We start from the raw sequence: 16,065 nt of genomic DNA, 5'->3' as shown, positions 1-16,065 counted from the left end.
CGACAAGCCTCCGCCAGTCAATCCCAGCAAGCCAAAGCCCAGGTTCTCTCTCGACCAGCTGGAGCTCATCTATGTGTGATTTTCCCGGGACAGCCCTGCCGCTTGCGGGGGAGGGCAGGGGTGGGGGTGTCTCCGCAATGGACACTCCCTGTGTGGAGAGAGCCCCCACCCGGCGCTTCGCGCCGACCTCCCCCGCAAGCGGGAGAGATGCAGCGAGCCCGCGGTCACATCGATCGTCCCAAACTCATAATGTTAGAGAATTAGCCAGGCATCGCCGCGCGCATCGATTGCGGCAGCACGTAGGGCACGCCGTCATCGGCCTGGTGGACGACGGCGTCGATCTCGAATATGTCGCGGATGGTCTCGCGCGTGACGACTTCAGTGCGCGGGCCGTCGGCGGCGAGCTTGCCTTTGTTCAGCACCACCAGCCGGTCGGCGAAGCGGATTGCGAGATTGAGGTCGTGCAGGATCGCGATCACCGCGGTACCGCCTGCCGCGCGGCGCCGCGCCGCTTCGACGAGGTCGATCTGGTGACGTAGGTCAAGGCTCGATGTCGGCTCGTCCAGCAGCAGCAGGCCGGGTCCATGCTCGGCCTCGCCACAGGCGAGCTGCACCAGCACGCGGGCGAAATGGGTGCGCTGCTGCTCGCCGCCCGACAGCGTCAGCAATTGCCGCTCGCGAAAATGATCGAGGCCGACCTCATGCAGCGCGGCATCGACGAGCGTATCTGCCTCGCGCGCGCTGCGATCACCGGCGCCCATCAGCACGATCTCTTCGACCGTGAAGGGGAAGGTGACGTTGACGTGCTGGGACAACATCGCGCGGCGCGCGGCGAGTTCGCGCGGCTTGAAGCTGCGGATGTCGCGCTGTTTCAGCCGCACCTCGCCCTCGCTCGGGCGGAGATCGCCGGAGAGCAACCGCAGCAGCGTCGACTTGCCAGCGCCGTTCGGACCGACGATGGCGACGATCTCACCGGCGGCAACCGTGAGGCTGACGCCATCGAGCAGCGTCGCGCGGCCGGCGCGCTTGCTCAGGGCCTGCGCTTTAATCACGGCGCTCATAGCGAGGCGAGCCCGCGCTGCCGCAGCAGGATTGCCAGGAACAACGGCGCGCCGACCGCCGCGGTCAAGATGCCGATAGGCATTTCCGCGGGCGCCACGATGGTGCGCGCCAGCGTGTCGGCGCCGACCATCAGGATCGCGCCAAGCAGCACGGAAGCCGGAAGCAGCAGCCGATGCGCGGGGCCGATAACGAGACGGAGCAGATGCGGCACCACAATGCCAACGAAGCCGATGACGCCGCTGATCGACACGGCGATGCCGGTCATGGCGGAGACCATGACGATCGAGATTCGTTTGAGGCGTTCGACGTCGACCCCGCCGTGAAAGGCGTCGGCTTCGCCAAGGACCAAAAGATCGAGGCCGCGCGCGATGAAGGTGCAGGCCGCGAGCCCAACAATGAGGATCGGCGCGAGCATCGCGGCCTTGGTCCAGGTCGCGCCGCTCATCGAGCCCAGGAGCCAAAAAGTGATGTCGCGCAATTGCCGATCGTCGGCGATGAACACCAGAAGCCCGATGCCGGCATTGGCAATGGCGGTGATGGCGACGCCGGCAAGCAGGAAGATCGCGATCGAGGTTCGCCCGGCGCGGCTCGAGATGCCGTAGAGGAGCGCCGTTGTCGCCAGTGAGCCCGCGAAAGCCGCGAGCGGCAACAGCTCGGTCTGGAGAAACCGCAGCGTCTCGCCGAAGCGCGAATCGGTGAAGACGATCGCGCTTGCAGCCGCGAGGGCCCCGCCGCTGGAGACGCCGACGAGCGCGGGATCGGCGAGGGGGTTACGAAACAGTCCCTGCATGATGGCGCCGGCCGCCGCGAGCAGACCTCCGACCATCGCGGTCGCCGCGATCCGGGGAATACGGATTGACCACAGCACGAGCTGGTCGCGGACGGCCATTGCATCGGCGGTCGGATTGCCGAAAAATCCAAGCGCGGCAGGCAGCCGGGGCGGCGGAATGCCGGCCGCACCGACCGTGAGCGCGACAGTCGCAATCGCTGCCAGTGCGATCAGCAGCACGGCGATGACGAGCGAGGCGGAGAATCGTCCTGCGCCTGTTCGTCGTCGCGGATCCCGCGTCTCTGCCTCGATCGCCACACTCATTGCCGGCAATTCGCCATCGACACGGTCGAGGCGAACCCGCCCGCCTGTGCCGCAAGCGTCGGATAGAGCCTGACCGAGAGATCATGCGCCGCCGCCGCGGTCCGCGGCCCGAAGCCGAGCAGATAGAGACCATCCATGGTGATGAAACTCTTGTTGGCTGCGACCGGCGTCAGGGCAAATCCCGGATGCGTATAGATCGCCTCGGCCTGAAGCGACTCCTTGCCGCGCTCGATCGAGAGCACGAATTCGGGCTTCGCCGCCACGATCGCCTCGTCGCCGATGATTTTGTAGCCATCGTAATCGTCAACGGCGTTGGCAGCGCCCGCGAGCTGGATGATCTCGTCAGCGGCGGTCTTGTGACCGGCGACCATCGCCCGCCCGTTCAGAAGCGACATCACGAACATCACCCGCACCGGCTTCGTCACCTTGGCGCGCAGCGCACGGAGCTGCGCAAGATCGGCACTGACAGCGGCGCTCAGGCAATCGGCGCGCGCATCGACGCCCATGGCGTGGCCGACCAGCCTGATCTTCTCGACCAATCCTTGCTCGGAGAAGGTCTCGGGCACCAGCACCAGCGGCACTTTCGCCGTCTCCAGCAGGTCCATGGTTTCGCGCGGGCCGGACCCCTGGATCGCCAGGATCAGCGTGGGGTTGAGACCGAGCACGCCCTCGGCCGAAATCTGGCGCATGTAGCCGACATTGGGTTTGTCGTGCAGCGCCGCCGCCGGATAGAGGCTCGTGGTGTCGACGCCGACCAGCCGGTTCTCGAGCCCGAGCGCGTAGAGGATCTCGGTGATGGCGCCGCCGATCGAGACTGTGCGCGCGAAATCGGTGACGGCGACGTCGCGATTGCGCGCGTCATGTACGGTGATGCCGGCGGCGTGCGCGGCAGAGGTGAGCGCGATCGTGCCGGTCAGCAGGAGATGTGTCAGAGTGCGACAAAATGTCATTGCAAATTATTTCGTCAGGATCAGCTTGTTCTGCGAGGTCAGACGCAGGCGATAGGTGTCTACGCCATGCGCGATGGTGATCTCGCGCTCGGCGGCGAACAGCTTGCTGCTGTCGATCCTGCTCCCGCGCATGGTCAATGTTCTCGTTGTTGCAGGGCTTTCGGCCGGCCCTGCCGCGTCGCCGATTTTGTCTCCGGGCGCTGCTGACATTGTTGCTGTGATGCTTTCGAAGTTTCAGATGCAGCCTGTTTGTACAGGCGGCAACAGGCGCATTCCAACGGCGACAATTTACAATCGATATAAACTGCAACCTGTTGTCATTGACCGCCTGAGTGTTGCCACGTAACCAATTGTGACGCGGCGCAACTTGTCTGCGTCTTGAGAAAATTAGCCAGCCAGCCGCTCGCCTTGCGCGAGCGCACGCCAGCCAACCAACGAACATGAAGTGCAGGCTGGGGTGATATGGCTGACGGGGCTAGGTATTCGCGCGCCCTGATTTTGGGCGCGTCTGTGGTTTCAATCGCGGCATTGGCGGCGGAGAGCGGTGTTGCACAAACCGCTCAGCCGCAGGCCGAACATGCGTCGCCGGATCGGCCGAAGCAGGCCAAACGCAAGCAGGCCAAGCCGCAAATCGCACAGCAGGCAACGTCCGAGGCGATGAACGCTCGCGCCCAGGCGGGTGCTGCGCCTGTTCAATCGCTCGATACCATCACGGCCGCGGCCTCAAAGACCGAGGAGCGTGCGGTCGATGCGCTCGCGCCGGTCAGTGTCGTGACGTCAGGGCAGATCGAAGGCCGCCAGGCCAGTACGGTCGGCGACCTCATCTACAATGTGCCCGGTGTCTGGGTTCAGAACCGTGGCGATGAGCCATCGACTTCGATCAACATCCGCGGCCTTCAGGATTTCGGTCGCGTCGCCGTCGTCGTCGACGGAGCGCGGCAGAACTATCAGCGCACAGGTCATTTCGCCAACGGCTCGTTCTTTCTCAACCCCGAGCTGATCAGCGGCATCGACATCGTGCGCGGCCCGACCGCCAACATCTACGGCTCCGGCGCCATTGGCGGCGTGGCGTCGTTCCGCACCAAGGATATCGAGGATGTCGTGCGCGCCGGTGAGCGCTGGGGCGTGGACGTCAAGACCATTCTTGGCAGCAACTACGGCCGCGCGCTCGGCTCGGCCTTCGGCGGTGTTCAACCCGAATGTCGACGTGTTCGCGGGCGGCACTTACTCCACGCAGGAGAACTACAAGGACGGCACCGGCTTCGAGGTTGCCAACACCGGCAACCGGCTCACGAGCGGTATCGCCAAGCTGACCGTGCGGCCGGCGGACGGGCATGAGGTCAAGCTCGGAACGATCTTCCAGGAAGACATCTACAGTGTGGGCCAGCCGCCGCGGCGCGCTGGCGATCCGAATTCGACCAACGCGAACGGCACCAACAATCTGGGCGGCACCTCGATCTACGCGTCCAACGTGAAGAACTACACGACGACGCTCGGGTGGAAATATTCGCAACCGGACGACCAGTGGTTCGATTGGGATGCCAAGGTCTACTGGAACCGGACCGAGAACGATCAGGTCAAGACCGCACATACCAGCACGACGCCATCGGTCTACTGCGGAGGCGTTCCTGGCAATGCCGTGTCTGGCTGTATCGGCAGCAATCGCGGATATCTGCTCGATACGATCGGCGTCGACGTGCACAACACGACGCGGTTCGAGACCGGAAGCTGGCGTCACGCGGTGACCTACGGACTGGACGCCTTCCAGGACAAGTTATCGTCCCGAGACACGACCGGCACATCCGAAGTCACGACGCCCGGCGGACAGCGCGCCGTGTCCGGCGGCTTCGTGCAGTGGAAGACCGACTACACCTCCATGCTCGAAGTGATCGGCGCGCTCCGCTACGACAACTATCAGCTTTCGTCGGCAACCTCGTCGTCCAGCGGTGATCGCCTATCGCCGAAGATCACGGTCGCGCTTGTTCCCACCGCCGTCGTGACCCCCTATGTCAGCTACGCCGAAGGCTATAGGGCGCCGTCGATTACCGAGACGCTGGTTAGCGGCCCGCATTCCGGTGCCACGGTCAACGACTCCTTCTTCCGCTGTCCGTCGGGCACGCCGGGACCTGGTGCGGATTCGACGTTCTGCTTCGTGCCGAATCCAAACCTGCGGCCCGAGGTCGGCAAGAACAAGGAGATCGGATTCAACATCAAGAAGAACGATCTGTTCACGCCGGGCGATACGCTGCGCGGCAAGATCAACATATTCCGCAACGATATCACAGACTTCATCGATCAGGTCGCCTACGGCAATCCGCTGGTGGTTCCCACTGGCCCGCCGCCGGCGCCCAGCATCACGGTGCTGCCGTTCCTGCAGTATCAGAACGTCGCTTCTGCCCGTATTCAGGGCTTCGAAGCCGAGGCGATGTACGATGCGAACCTCTGGTTTGTCGGCCTGTCCGGGACCTATCAGAATGGCAAGAACCTGCAGACCGGGTTTGGTCTTTATAGCGTTCCGCCGCAGAAGGTCACCACGACAGCGGGCGTGCGCTTGCTCGATAGGACATTTATCCTCTCGCTGATGTGGACGTCGGCCATCGCCAATTACGACATCCCGCGAACCTATACCCCGGCGACGTCGTACGATCTCGTAAATCTGTATGTTCAGTATCTGCCGACGCAGGATCTCACGCTGAACTTCTCGGTCGAAAATCTTTTCAACCAGTACTATCGCCCCTATGCCATTCCGGTTGGCAGCACCGGCGACACGCAAAACGACGTGAAGTGGGCCAGCGCCGGCGCAGGGCTCGTGATCAAAGGAGGCCTCAAGTACCACTTTGGCGGCACCTGAGGAGTGGACCGGCGAACCCGTGCAGGGCGCCGTATCGACCTCCAGAGCCACGCTGATGTCCCGGCGTGGCTTCGGTGCGTTCTGAATCAATTCCGATCGGCGCTTGCCGATTCACATGACTGACAGGAGAAATCTAATGTTCATCGCTATGAATCGCTTCCAAGTGCGGAAGGGCGCGGAGACCGCGTTCGAAACGGTCTGGGCTACGCGCGAATCCTATCTCGGCACCATGCCGGGCTTCGTCGAGTTTCATCTGTTGAAGGGGCCCGAGGCCGAGGATCACACGCTCTATTCGTCGCACACCAGTTGGATCGACAAGGCGGCGTTCGAGGCCTGGACGCGCTCGGAGGAATTCCGCCGTGCCCATGCCCGTGCGGACAACAGGACCGGCGAGAGCCTTTATCTCGGCCATCCCAAGTTCGAGGGCTTTGAGGTGATCCAGAGCGAGCGCAAGGCCGCGGCCGCTTAAGGCGGCGCCGCCAGCACGAAAGGAGCCGGACATGCTGAGCACCGATCTCGCCGATCTCAAGGCACACATGGCCGACAATCCCGGCGCGGTGATCGAGGACGTCGCGCGCGAGCGCAAGGTCTCGCCACGCACAGTGATCGAAGCGCTGCCGCCGTCGATGGTGCGGATCGGCGCCGGCGAGCATTTCGCCGCTGCCATGCAGGACATCGCAGAGTGGGGCGAGGTCACGCTGATCGTGCACACGGTCGACGCGATCTTCGAGTTCACGGGCGTGATTCCCGCAGGCGAGATCGGCCGCGGCTATTTCAACCTGATACAGCCGAAGGGATTGCACGGCCATCTTCGTCACGAGCGTTGCGCAGGCGTTGCTTTCGTCGAGCGTCCCTTCATGGGCAAGACCTCGGCCTTCGTCGCGTTCGTCAATGTCGACGGTGGTATCATGTTCAAGATCTTCGTCGGTCGCGACGAGACCCGCGCGTTGCGGGCGGACCAGCTGGCGCGGTTCCGGCAGCTCGCGGACCGGATCGCGGCGCTGCCCGCGGCGTAGTTTCTTCTGTCTGTCGGGAGATCAGGATGCAGGGCAATTTTGGGCTTCGGCACATGATCGGGGTTATCCTGTTGGCGGCGCTCGCGCCGACACCAGCCCTCGCAATCGACGAGGCGCTGTTGCCGCGCAATTTATCGCCCTGGGGTATGTTCGTCGGCGCCGACTTCGTCGTGAAGGCGGTGATGATCGGGCTTGCGCCTTGCAGTGGTCGCGCCGGGCATCGCGGAGGCACTGCTCGCCACCGCGCTTGGCCTCGTCGCTGCGATCCCGGCGGTCGTGATCTACAATCATCTGGCTCGCGGCATCGTCAATTACCGTGCGCTGCTTGGCGATGCCTCGGCACAGCTCATGCTGCTGGTCAGCCGCCAGCACGACCATCGTGATTTCCGCCTGGGCGCGGGCGGCGGAGTAGATCATGGCCGCGAAGCTCGGCGGACGTTCGGGATCGCCGCTCAAGCGCGGCGACCCCAGTGATCTCGACGTCACCGATGAGATCAACGTCACGCCGTTCATCGACGTGATGCTGGTGCTGCTGATCATCTTCATGGTGGCTGCGTCGCTCGCCACCGTCGATATCGGCGTCGAACTGCCGGCGACGGCGGCCGAGCCGGCGCCGCGGCCGGACAAGCCGACCTTCGTCACCGTGAAGCCTGACCTCTCGATCGCGATTGGTGAAGATGTCGTGGCCCGCGATGCGCTCGGCACCTCGCTCGAGGCCGCCACCAAGGGCCGCAAGGACGAGCGGATTTATCTGCGCGCCGACAAGGCGGTCTCCTACGGCGATCTGATGGAGGTGATGAACACCTTGCGCAATGCCGGTTATCTCAAGGTCGCGCTCGTCGGCCTCGACGGACGCAATTGATGGCCGCGAACGCCTTTGCCTTGCATGAGCCGCTCGGCGAGCGCGAGCGCGCACGCTGGGGCGGATCAGCCGCGGTGATCGTGGCGTTGCATGTCGGCGTCATCGCATTTGCATTGAATTGGTTGAACCGTCCGCCCGCGCCAGGCGTCAGCCTGCCGGCGATCATGATCGACATGGCGCCGGCGACCTCGGCGCCGCAACCGACGCAGGACGATGTCGCGCCGGGACCGCCGATGCAGGAGGCCGACGCTTCGCCGCCGGAGCCGATGCAGCGGCAGGCCGTCGAGGATACCATCGCGCCGACGCCGCCTCAGGAGAAGCCGGAGGTCGTGGCGCCGCCGGAGCGGAAGCTGGAGCCGACGTCGGCAAAGCCGGAGCGGGCGACGATCATGCCTGCTGAAAGACCAACGCCAGCGAAGCCGAAGGTGGTTCGCCGCGAGGCCAAGAAGCCGTCGGATGCAACGCCCGCCCCGCGCACAAGCGCGCCGCCGCGCGCCGAGCGCGAGGCACCGATGGCATCTGCAATGAGTGCGGGCGCGGTGGCTTCAGCGATCGCGTCCTATAATCAGCGCGTCCGCGCACATCTGATGCGCTTTCACCAATATCCATCCGGTGGTGGCGGTCAGCGCGGCGTTGCCAGGCTGAGCTTCACGCTGACCCGCAGCGGGCACGTGACGTCCAGCCATCTCGGCGGCTCGTCGGGCGTTGCCGCCTTCGACGCCCAGGCCATGTCGATGATCCGCCAGGCGCAGCCGTTTCCGCCGATCCCGCCCGAGATCACCAACGGTTCGATGAGCTTTACGATTCCGGTCGAGTTTACGGTGAGGTAGTGCGTCCTCTTCACCTCGCTCCGTGCGCGGCAGCGGTTTCAACGGGCGCCGATGCTGCTCAGCCTCATTCTGAGGAGACCGCGGAGCGGTCGTCTCGAAGGACGAGGCGCGCGCTCAGGCCGCCCAAAAGGCCATATGCGAACACCCTGCCGCGTGCGGGGAGAGGTTGGCGGGGAAAGGTTGGCGCGAAGCGGGTGAGGGGATTCTCCGCGAGTCGCACGCTTACCTTCTTCGTGGATAGAGCCCCTCACCCCAACCCTCTCAGCGCGAGCGAAGCTCGTCGTGCCCCCGTAAGAACGGGGAGAGGGAGAGGAGAGAGAGCGTCAGCTCACTTCGCCTTCAGGAAGTCGGCGACTTCCAGCAGCATGAACTCGTCGCCGTCAGCGTTGTTGGGATCGCGGCTGGTCGAGAACGGCAGATTGTTGCCATTGCCGACGATGATGTGGGTGTCGTCGACGCGATCGACGTTCTCGATGGTGAAGAACGGGAAGGTGTAGACGCCGTCGTTGAGCGGCTTCCGCGCCTTCTTGTCGGGATCGCGGTTCTAGGCGTCTCCTGTTAATGAAGCCGTCTTATGCGGACCGTGTGTTGCAGTTTTGTGAAGCCGGGCCAAAGGCCGCAGCCGCCGGTTACTCCTTTACCGCGCCAGTCAAAGACGACACGTAGTAATCCACGAACAGCGAGTAGAAGATTGCGACCGGCAGCGAGCCGAGCAGCGATCCGGCCATCAGCGCCCCCCACTGGTAGACATCGCCGGTGACGAGTTCGGTGAGGATCGCGACCGGCACGGTCTTGTTGGCGCCGCTCTGGATGAAGGCGAGCGCGTAGATGAACTCGTTCCACGACAGCGTGAAGGAGAAGATGCCGGCCGAGATCAGCCCGGGCACCGCGAGCGGCAGCGTGATCCGCCGCAGAATCTGCAGCCGCGTCGCGCCGTCGACCAGCGCGCATTCCTCGAGCTCGTAGGGGATCGACTTGAAATAGCCGATCAGCAGCCAAGTGCAGAACGGCACCAGGAAGGTCGGATAGACCAGGATCAGCGCCAGCGGACTGTCGAACAGGCCGAACTGCACCACCACGGTCGCGAGCGGAATGAACAGGATCGAGGGCGGCACGAGATAGGCGAGATAAATGCCGAGCCCGACATAGGGACTGCCGCGGAAGCGCAGCCGCTCAATGGCATAGGCCGCCAGCGTGCTCGCGATCAGCGACAGCGTGGTCGAGCCGATCGCGACCATCATCGTCGTCCACAGCCAGTGCGGATAGGCCGTGTCGAACAGCAGGTGCTTGATGTGGGCGAGCGTCGGCGAGGTGATCCAGAACGGGTTGTGTTGCTTGAAATTCATCAGTTCCGCGTTCGGCTTGAACGAGGTGATCGCCATCCAGTAGAACGGAAACAGGAGGATCAGCACGAAGCAGCCGAGCGGCAGATAGATCATCATCAGCCGCCGCAGCCCGGAATCCCAGGCCATGGTATCGGGTGCGGCTTTGGCGGCGGCGGCCGACTGCGCGACGGTGTCAGTCATTGGCCTCTCCCTGCTGCCATTTGCGGCGCGCCAGGCCGAAATAGGAGAACAGCGTCGCGAACACCAGGAACGGGATCATCGACACCGCGATCGCGGCGCCTTCGCCGAGCTCGCCGCCGGCGATGCCGCGCTGGAAGGCCAGCGTGGCCAGCAGATGGGTCGAGTTTCCGGGGCCGCCACGGGTGATGGCGTAGACGAGCTGGAAGTCGGTGAAGGTGAAGATGATCGAGAAGGTCATGACGATGGCGAGGATCGGCATCATCATCGGAAAGGTGATGTAGCGGAAGCGCTGCCAGGCGCTGGCACCGTCGAGCATCGCCGCCTCGTAGAGCGAGGGCGAGATGGTCTGCAGGCCGGCCAGCAGTGAGATCGCGACGAACGGAATGCCGCGCCAGATGTTGGCGGCGATCAGCGAGAAGCGCGCCGGCCAGGGCGAGCCGAGGAAGTCGACATTGCTCGAGCGCCAATGCAACACGTCGACCAGCAGATAGGAGATGATCGAGAACTGCGGATCGTAGATCCACCAGAATGCCAGCGCCGAGAGCACCGTCGGGACGATCCAGGGCAGCAGGATAATCGCACGCAGCAGGCTCTTGAACGGAAAATGGTTGTTGAGCAGGAGCGCGAGCCAGAAGCCCAACGCGAACTTTCCGAACGTCGCGATTCCCGTGTAGACCACGCTGTAGAACACCGCGTTCCACCACAGGGGATCCGTGAGCAGATACTGGAAATTCTCGAAGCCGACGAAGACGCCGCGCCGACCGATCGTGGTGTCGGTGAAGGCGAGCCAGATGCCGAGGCCGAGCGGATAGGTGAGGAAGACCGCGAGCAGGCCGATCGCGGGTGCAAGGCACATCACGACCAGGAACGGCTTGTAGTCGAATAACCTCACGAGCCAGCTCGGCTGCCGTTGCGCCAGGCTGGGAGAAGAAAGTGCAGTCACGGACATCAGCTTGTTGTCCTGTCTATCAAGGTCACCACACCGTCATTGCGAGCGAAGCAACTTGTCCGCCGAAGCCTTGGCGAAGGCGGAAGCAATCCAGTCTGGTTCTGCGGTGGCAGTCTGGATTGCTTCGTCGCAAGGGCTCCTCGCAATGACGGTCGCTTTGTCGTAGGACGTTACTTCTGCCGCCGGAAGTACCGCTTGCAGCGTTGCTCGGCTTCCGCGGCGGCGGCCTCCGGTGTGGCTGCGCCGGTCGCGACCGACGCGCACATCTGGATCAGCACGTAGTCGGCGCTGACGGCACCGGTGGCCGTCGAGATCGGGCCCTTGTAGCCGTCATAATAGGTGCTGTTCATCGTGTCCTTGAACAGCTTCACCTTGGGATCCTGCGACCACACCGCGGCCTCTGCATAGGCGGCCAGCGGCTGGGCCCAGTAGCCGGAGTTGGCGTTGAGCCACGGCTCGTATTGGTCCTTCTCCAGCATGTATAGCAGGAAGGCCTTTGCGGCGTTGGGGTACTGGCTATGCTTGAACGCCATGGCGTTCAGCGTCAGTCCTGCCATCGGAGAGATCTTGGCCACGCCCTTTGGCAGCAGCTGATGCTCGCTGTCGTCGGCGATCGCCTTGGTCGCCGGATCGTTCTTCAGCGAGAAGTACAGCGAGACGCCGTTGGCGGTCAGCGCGATCTCCTGCGAAGAGTAGGCCCGATTGTTGCTGACGTCGTTCCACGACGTCGTGCCGGCGATGAAGGTCGGGTAGAGCTGCTTGACCCAGTTCAGCGCGGCAATGGTCTCCTTGCTGTTGATGGTGATGTTGCCCTCCTCATCGAGCAGGGAGGCGTTATGCGACCACAGCGCCCAGTTGGCGAAGCCGTTGCCGTCGCCCTTGGCGTTGCCGAGCGCGAAGCCCGCCGGCTTGCCGGCCTTGTGGAGCTTCTGGCACAGGTCGACGATGCCGGCATGGTCTTCCGGCACCTTGTCGAAGCCGACCGATTGGAGGATCGATTTGCGGTAGATCAGGGGACCCGCGGTGGCGCCGAACGGCAGTCCGATCCAGGCGTCGCTCTTGTTCCTCTTGCCGTAGCGCTGCGCCAGCGGCAGCCAGCCGCCATAGCGCTTGCCGAGATAGTCGGCCACGTCGGTCAGCTCGATCAGCTTGTCGATATAGATGTGCGGTGCATCGGAGAAGCCGATGATGATGTCGGGGCCGGCGCCGGAATTGGCGGTCACCGCGGTCTGCTGGTTGATGTCCTCCCAGCCGACGAAGTCGACCTTGACCTCGACACCGGTCTCCTTGGTGAACTTGGCCGCGTTGGCGCGGAACACGTCTTCGTCGGCCTGGACGAAACGGACCGGCCGCAGCATGCGCAGGGTTGCGCCCTTTTCGATCGGCAGTTTCGGAGCTGGGACATCCGCGGCCTTGATCGCGGATTGAGCATTCGCCGGTGTACCGGTTGCCGCGATTGCCGCAGCGGACAGACCCAGCGCCAAGGCATCACGACGTGTGATGTCGTTCCTCATCAGTTCCTCCCTGTGATGTCTCCCCTCCCGGCGTTGATCGCCGATGAAGGGTCGTTCCGTTTTGCGGCGCGTTCTGCGCCTGCCGCCTAGCTGTTCGGCCCGCGATCCATGCTGACGGGCTGCCAGCGGCGGAGCGCGGTGCTCTGCAGCACCGACGGGTTGACGCAGCTTACCGGCCACATGCCCTGAAGCACCAGTGACAATTCGTAGCCCACGCGGCGCTTGCGCGCCTCGTCGAACCGTGCCGAGGCGGAAGCGACATGGGCGGTCAGGGTCACGTTCTCCATGCCGAGCAGGGGGTTATTGTGCGACGGCGGTTCCTTTTCCAGCACGTCGAGCGCAGCGTGCGCGATCCAGCCTTCCTGCAGCGCCTTGATCAGGCTGTCCTCGTCCACCGTGGCACCGCGGCCGGTATTGATGAAGATCGAGCCCTTCTTCATCTGCCGAAAGTGCTTCTCGGTCAGCATGTGATGCACCTCGGGCCTGGCAGGGGCATGCATCGAGACGAAATCGGATTGCGACAGCACCTCGTTCAGCGTCGCCGGGATGACGCCGTGGTCGGACATCAGCGTCTCCTGGATGAAGGGATCATAGGCCATCATGCGCAGGCCGAAGGGGGCGGCGCGTTTCGCGACTGCACGCGCGACACGGCCGAACGAGACGAAGCCGAGCGTCTGGCCCATCAGCCGCGGAATTTTCAACAGCGCCGGCCGGCCCTCGGCCCAGCGGCCGCTGCGCACCATGCGGTCCTGCTCGACCAGGCGGCGGAAGCCGGCGAGCAGCAGCATCATGGCGTGGTCGGCGACCTCCTCGATGAACGTATCCGGAATATTGGTGACGGGAATGCCGCGCGCAGTGGCTGCCTTGATGTCGACGCTGTCGACGCCGACCGAGCCGAGCGTGATGACCTTGCAGCTCTCCAACGCGTCGATGATCGACTTGGTGATCGGGATGGCCTTGGCGTAGATGGCGTCGGCGGTCTTCGCGGCGGCGATGAACTCGGCCTCGCTCGCCGGCGCCTCGACGATCTCGGCGTCGATCGGATCCAGCGCCTCGCGCTCGTAGGAATAATCGCTGCCTGCGACCGTGAAGCTCGCGCCCTTCGGCGTCACCACCCTGTATTTCGGCATGTTCTGCTCCCGATTTGGTTTGTCGGTTCTTGTTCTGTGACCCGCACCTGCGGCGAGCCTTTGCCTCTTTTACGCGAAATCCGCGCGGCCGCGTACAGCTACCGGTTGTGCGATGTGATGGATCTTTCCGGTTTTCCGCCACCGATCCGGCCTTCTACGGAGTCGTCGTAACACGTTGCTAAGGGGTGACACACTAAAGGTTGATTTGATTTCGATCGATTCTCTCGCGCGCCCGTATCCCTTTGTTGCCGGAGCCATCCCCGTGAAATTGAGCAATCTGAAGATCGCCCCCAAGCTCGGCATTCTTGTCGGCGTGACCTTGTTTGGTCTGTGCATTTCCGGGATTCTTGCCGGCTATCTGATGAAGCAGGAGATGGTGAACGCGCGCATCGATCAGGCCAAGGCGATCGTGGAGTTGGGGCGCAACTACGCCGCTGCGCTGAAGAAGCGTGTCGATGCCGGCGAGATGACGAAGGATGCGGCAATGGCCGAGCTTCGCCGCTACGGCAATGCAATGACGTATGACAACGGTGCGGGCTATCTGTTCGGCACATCCTATGACGGCATCACGCAGCTTGCGCCCGATCCGAAGCAGATCGGCAGCAACCGGATGGATGTCGTGACCAACGGCCGCAAGCTGTCTCTCGAGCTGATGGACGGCGTCAAGGCCAATGGTTCGATCCTGCTGTATTATGAATATGTGAAGCCCGGCCAGGAGAAGCCGATCCGCAAGCTCGGCTACGCCGTCGCGGTCCCCGGCTTCGACATGTATCTCGGCACCGGCGCCTACCTCGATGACATCGACGCCAAGATGGGCCCGGTGTACTGGCTGCTCGGCCTTGCGATGCTTGGCATCGTCATCGTCGCCGGCAGCGTGGCCTGGTTGCTCGGCCGCAGCATCAGCCGTCCGCTCGGGCTGCTCGGTACCCGTATGAAGGACCTCGCTGGCGGCAAGCTCGAAGGCGACATTCCCGGCGTCGGTCGCGGCGACGAAATCGGCGCGATGGCTTCGACGGTCCAGATCTTCAAGGACAACGCGATCCGCATTCGCGACCTCGAGCAGACCGATGCGGCTGCCAAGGAGCGCGCCGCGGCGGAACGTCGCAGTGCGATGGAAGACATCGCCAACGACTTCGAACGCAGCGTCAACGGCATCGTCCGTTCGGTCTCCTCAGCCGCGGCCGGCATGCAGTCCACGGCGCAATCGATGACCGCAACCGCGAGCGATGCCTCCTCGCGGGCGGCGACCGTCGGCGCGGCCTCGCAGAAGGCGTCCGGCAATGTCGGCACGGTCGCGGCCGCCGCCGAAGAGCTGTCGAGCTCGGTTGCGGAAATCTCCCGCCAGGTGACGCGCTCGACCGAGGTGGCGAGCAGGGCTGTCAGCGATGCCGAGCGCACCAACGCCACGGTGCAGGAGCTCTCCACCGGCGCCGAGAAGATCGGCGAGGTGGTCAAGCTCATCGTATTGCCTCATCTGAGGATGTTACTTTCGCTTGACGGATGTAGCTCCGACTGTCGGCCGGTCCGAGGTTGCGTCATTGCTCGCAGTCCCGGGATCACCAGTAGTGGCCGGTACTGTACGTGGGATGATCACCTTGGCTCCGTTGCGTCTGAGTGATCGCAACAAGCGCTGCACGATGGTGTGCTGCGGCGGCCCGAACTTTTCGGGGGAATGCTCGGCGAGACGACCGAGGATGGCCAGCGCGGTCAGACGAGGTTCGGCCGCGAGCCAGCGCTCGATGTCGGCGAGGTGTGGATCGAGCATCGAAGGCATTCTCATGCGCGTTTTGTATGGCTTGCGGATGCGCCGATGGATGATGCGCTGCTCCCCCAGATGCACGTCATTGCCGAGCCCCTTCGCGAATGCTGCCGCGTTCGTTGCCGCAGCCGGTGGGCTGGCTGCTGCCGCGAGCTTGCCCGCTCGGGCGCCGACGCGGGTGCCGAGCTCCGTCTGGGCGGCCCTCATCTCGGCCAGCAGGGCCACGGGATCGAGCGTGCGATAAAGCTCTCGAAGACGCCGTTTGAGGCCTTTGCTCAACTTCGGGTGCGCCAGAGCGCGCGCATACGGCGTGGCCGGAACATGATAGCGCTTGATCACCTTCGCGCCCTCGCGCCGCTTGTCCTTCAGCTTGAAGGACGGCTGGAAGAAGTTGGTGTGCAGCCGCGATGCGGCATACAAGCGTTCCAGCACGCGTTTTGTCTCGACGCCATCGAAGCGACCGTATCCCACAAGTCGCCGGACGACCGCGCCATTCTTCTGCTCGACGAAAGCCTGATCGTTC

13 protein-coding genes and 4 pseudogenes are annotated in these 16,065 nt (G+C 63.9%); 8 read left to right on the top strand and 9 right to left on the bottom strand.

The features are described from left to right. Nucleotides 1-260 precede the first annotated feature (260 nt). The 4 genes from IVA82_RS40290 to IVA82_RS40275 are packed head-to-tail and all read right to left on the bottom strand — an operon-like array spanning nt 261 to nt 3,315. Entirely contained in the window at nt 261-1,061 is an 801-nt protein-coding gene (locus IVA82_RS40290) for a heme ABC transporter ATP-binding protein (protein ID WP_247387839.1), read from the bottom strand. Then, nucleotides 1,058-2,155, bottom strand: a complete 1,098-nt coding sequence (locus tag IVA82_RS40285) for an iron ABC transporter permease (RefSeq protein ID WP_247387838.1) — start codon at nt 2,153-2,155, stop codon at nt 1,058-1,060. The genes IVA82_RS40290 and IVA82_RS40285 overlap by 4 nt, the downstream gene beginning before the upstream one ends. Next, nucleotides 2,152-3,105 carry a hemin ABC transporter substrate-binding protein gene (locus IVA82_RS40280; protein ID WP_247387837.1) on the bottom strand — a complete coding sequence of 318 codons (954 nt, stop codon included), beginning with the start codon at nt 3,103-3,105 and terminating at the stop codon, nt 2,152-2,154. Before IVA82_RS40280 ends, IVA82_RS40285 begins: the two co-directional genes overlap by 4 nt. 6 nt (nt 3,106-3,111) lie before the next feature. Further along, a complete protein-coding gene (locus IVA82_RS40275) occupies nt 3,112-3,315 on the bottom strand; it encodes a hemin uptake protein HemP (protein WP_247387836.1) in 204 nt (67 codons plus the stop codon). 252 nt (nt 3,316-3,567) lie between these two features. Between IVA82_RS40275 and IVA82_RS40270 the strand changes: the two are divergent. The 6 genes and pseudogenes from IVA82_RS40270 to IVA82_RS40245 all read left to right on the top strand — a co-directional run bounded on the left by IVA82_RS40270 (nt 3,568) and on the right by IVA82_RS40245 (nt 8,664). Then, a pseudogene (locus IVA82_RS40270) lies at nt 3,568-5,956 on the top strand (TonB-dependent hemoglobin/transferrin/lactoferrin family receptor). A 136-nt stretch (nt 5,957-6,092) separates the two neighbouring features. After that, nucleotides 6,093-6,425 carry an antibiotic biosynthesis monooxygenase gene (locus IVA82_RS40265; protein WP_247387835.1) on the top strand — a complete coding sequence of 111 codons (333 nt, stop codon included), beginning with the start codon at nt 6,093-6,095 and terminating at the stop codon, nt 6,423-6,425. Nucleotides 6,426-6,456: 31 nt separating this feature from the next. Then, nucleotides 6,457-6,972 (top strand): heme utilization cystosolic carrier protein HutX, encoded by a 516-nt coding sequence (gene hutX / locus IVA82_RS40260; protein WP_247387833.1) that lies wholly within the window; start codon nt 6,457-6,459, stop codon nt 6,970-6,972. A gap of 198 nt (nt 6,973-7,170) precedes the next feature. After that, a pseudogene (locus tag IVA82_RS40255) lies at nt 7,171-7,446 on the top strand (MotA/TolQ/ExbB proton channel family protein); the annotation flags it as partial. Next, entirely contained in the window at nt 7,388-7,834 is a 447-nt protein-coding gene (gene exbD, locus IVA82_RS40250; protein WP_247387832.1) for a TonB system transport protein ExbD, read from the top strand. The pseudogene IVA82_RS40255 and the gene exbD, both read left to right, overlap by 59 nt. Then, nucleotides 7,834-8,664: an energy transducer TonB gene (locus IVA82_RS40245; protein ID WP_247387830.1), complete on the top strand. Its 831-nt coding sequence runs from the start codon at nt 7,834-7,836 to the stop codon at nt 8,662-8,664. Before exbD ends, IVA82_RS40245 begins: the two co-directional genes overlap by 1 nt. Nucleotides 8,665-8,992: 328 nt before the next feature. On the opposite strand, the pseudogene IVA82_RS40240 reads toward IVA82_RS40245, so the two are convergent. The 5 genes and pseudogenes from IVA82_RS40240 to IVA82_RS40220 all read right to left on the bottom strand — a co-directional run. Continuing rightward, nucleotides 8,993-9,205: pseudogene (locus tag IVA82_RS40240) on the bottom strand (glycerophosphodiester phosphodiesterase); the annotation flags it as partial. 88 nt (nt 9,206-9,293) lie between these two features. Further along, nucleotides 9,294-10,190 (bottom strand): carbohydrate ABC transporter permease, encoded by an 897-nt coding sequence (locus IVA82_RS40235; protein WP_148742853.1) that lies wholly within the window; start codon nt 10,188-10,190, stop codon nt 9,294-9,296. Then, complete coding sequence (locus tag IVA82_RS40230) at nt 10,183-11,139, bottom strand: sugar ABC transporter permease (protein WP_247387829.1); 957 nt, start codon at nt 11,137-11,139, stop codon at nt 10,183-10,185. Before IVA82_RS40230 ends, IVA82_RS40235 begins: the two co-directional genes overlap by 8 nt. A gap of 170 nt (nt 11,140-11,309) precedes the next feature. Beyond that, nucleotides 11,310-12,653 carry an extracellular solute-binding protein gene (locus IVA82_RS40225; protein WP_148742851.1) on the bottom strand — a complete coding sequence of 448 codons (1,344 nt, stop codon included), beginning with the start codon at nt 12,651-12,653 and terminating at the stop codon, nt 11,310-11,312. Between the two features lie 86 nt (nt 12,654-12,739). Further along, complete coding sequence (locus IVA82_RS40220) at nt 12,740-13,783, bottom strand: C-terminal binding protein (protein ID WP_247493860.1); 1,044 nt, start codon at nt 13,781-13,783, stop codon at nt 12,740-12,742. Between the two features lie 262 nt (nt 13,784-14,045). On the opposite strand from IVA82_RS40220, the pseudogene IVA82_RS40215 reads away from it, so the two are divergent. Together IVA82_RS40215 and IVA82_RS40210 are read left to right on the top strand one after the other, a co-directional pair. After that, a pseudogene (locus tag IVA82_RS40215) lies at nt 14,046-15,245 on the top strand (cache domain-containing protein); the annotation flags it as partial. Nucleotides 15,246-15,455: 210 nt separating this feature from the next. Next, the coding region (locus IVA82_RS40210) for a hypothetical protein (protein ID WP_247387827.1) at nt 15,456-16,065 on the top strand (610 nt) is incomplete at its 3' end.

It is taken from the genome of Bradyrhizobium sp. 142 (assembly GCF_023074015.1).
In the GTDB taxonomy this organism is placed as follows: domain Bacteria; phylum Pseudomonadota; class Alphaproteobacteria; order Rhizobiales; family Xanthobacteraceae; genus Bradyrhizobium.
Note: the sequence above shows the minus strand (reverse complement) of the source record. Positions and strands in the feature narration are given on the sequence as shown.

Coding starts and splice junctions, on each gene's coding strand:
- IVA82_RS40290 (WP_247387839.1), bottom strand. CDS start 1,061: ATGAGCGCCGTGATTAAAGCGCAGGCCCTGAGCAAGCGCGCCGGCCGC.
- IVA82_RS40285 (WP_247387838.1), bottom strand. CDS start 2,155: ATGAGTGTGGCGATCGAGGCAGAGACGCGGGATCCGCGACGACGAACA.
- IVA82_RS40280 (WP_247387837.1), bottom strand. CDS start 3,105: ATGACATTTTGTCGCACTCTGACACATCTCCTGCTGACCGGCACGATC.
- IVA82_RS40275 (WP_247387836.1), bottom strand. CDS start 3,315: ATGTCAGCAGCGCCCGGAGACAAAATCGGCGACGCGGCAGGGCCGGCC.
- IVA82_RS40265 (WP_247387835.1), top strand. CDS start 6,093: ATGTTCATCGCTATGAATCGCTTCCAAGTGCGGAAGGGCGCGGAGACC.
- hutX (WP_247387833.1), top strand. CDS start 6,457: ATGCTGAGCACCGATCTCGCCGATCTCAAGGCACACATGGCCGACAAT.
- exbD (WP_247387832.1), top strand. CDS start 7,388: ATGGCCGCGAAGCTCGGCGGACGTTCGGGATCGCCGCTCAAGCGCGGC.
- IVA82_RS40245 (WP_247387830.1), top strand. CDS start 7,834: ATGGCCGCGAACGCCTTTGCCTTGCATGAGCCGCTCGGCGAGCGCGAG.
- IVA82_RS40235 (WP_148742853.1), bottom strand. CDS start 10,190: ATGACTGACACCGTCGCGCAGTCGGCCGCCGCCGCCAAAGCCGCACCC.
- IVA82_RS40230 (WP_247387829.1), bottom strand. CDS start 11,139: ATGTCCGTGACTGCACTTTCTTCTCCCAGCCTGGCGCAACGGCAGCCG.
- IVA82_RS40225 (WP_148742851.1), bottom strand. CDS start 12,653: ATGAGGAACGACATCACACGTCGTGATGCCTTGGCGCTGGGTCTGTCC.
- IVA82_RS40220 (WP_247493860.1), bottom strand. CDS start 13,783: ATGCCGAAATACAGGGTGGTGACGCCGAAGGGCGCGAGCTTCACGGTC.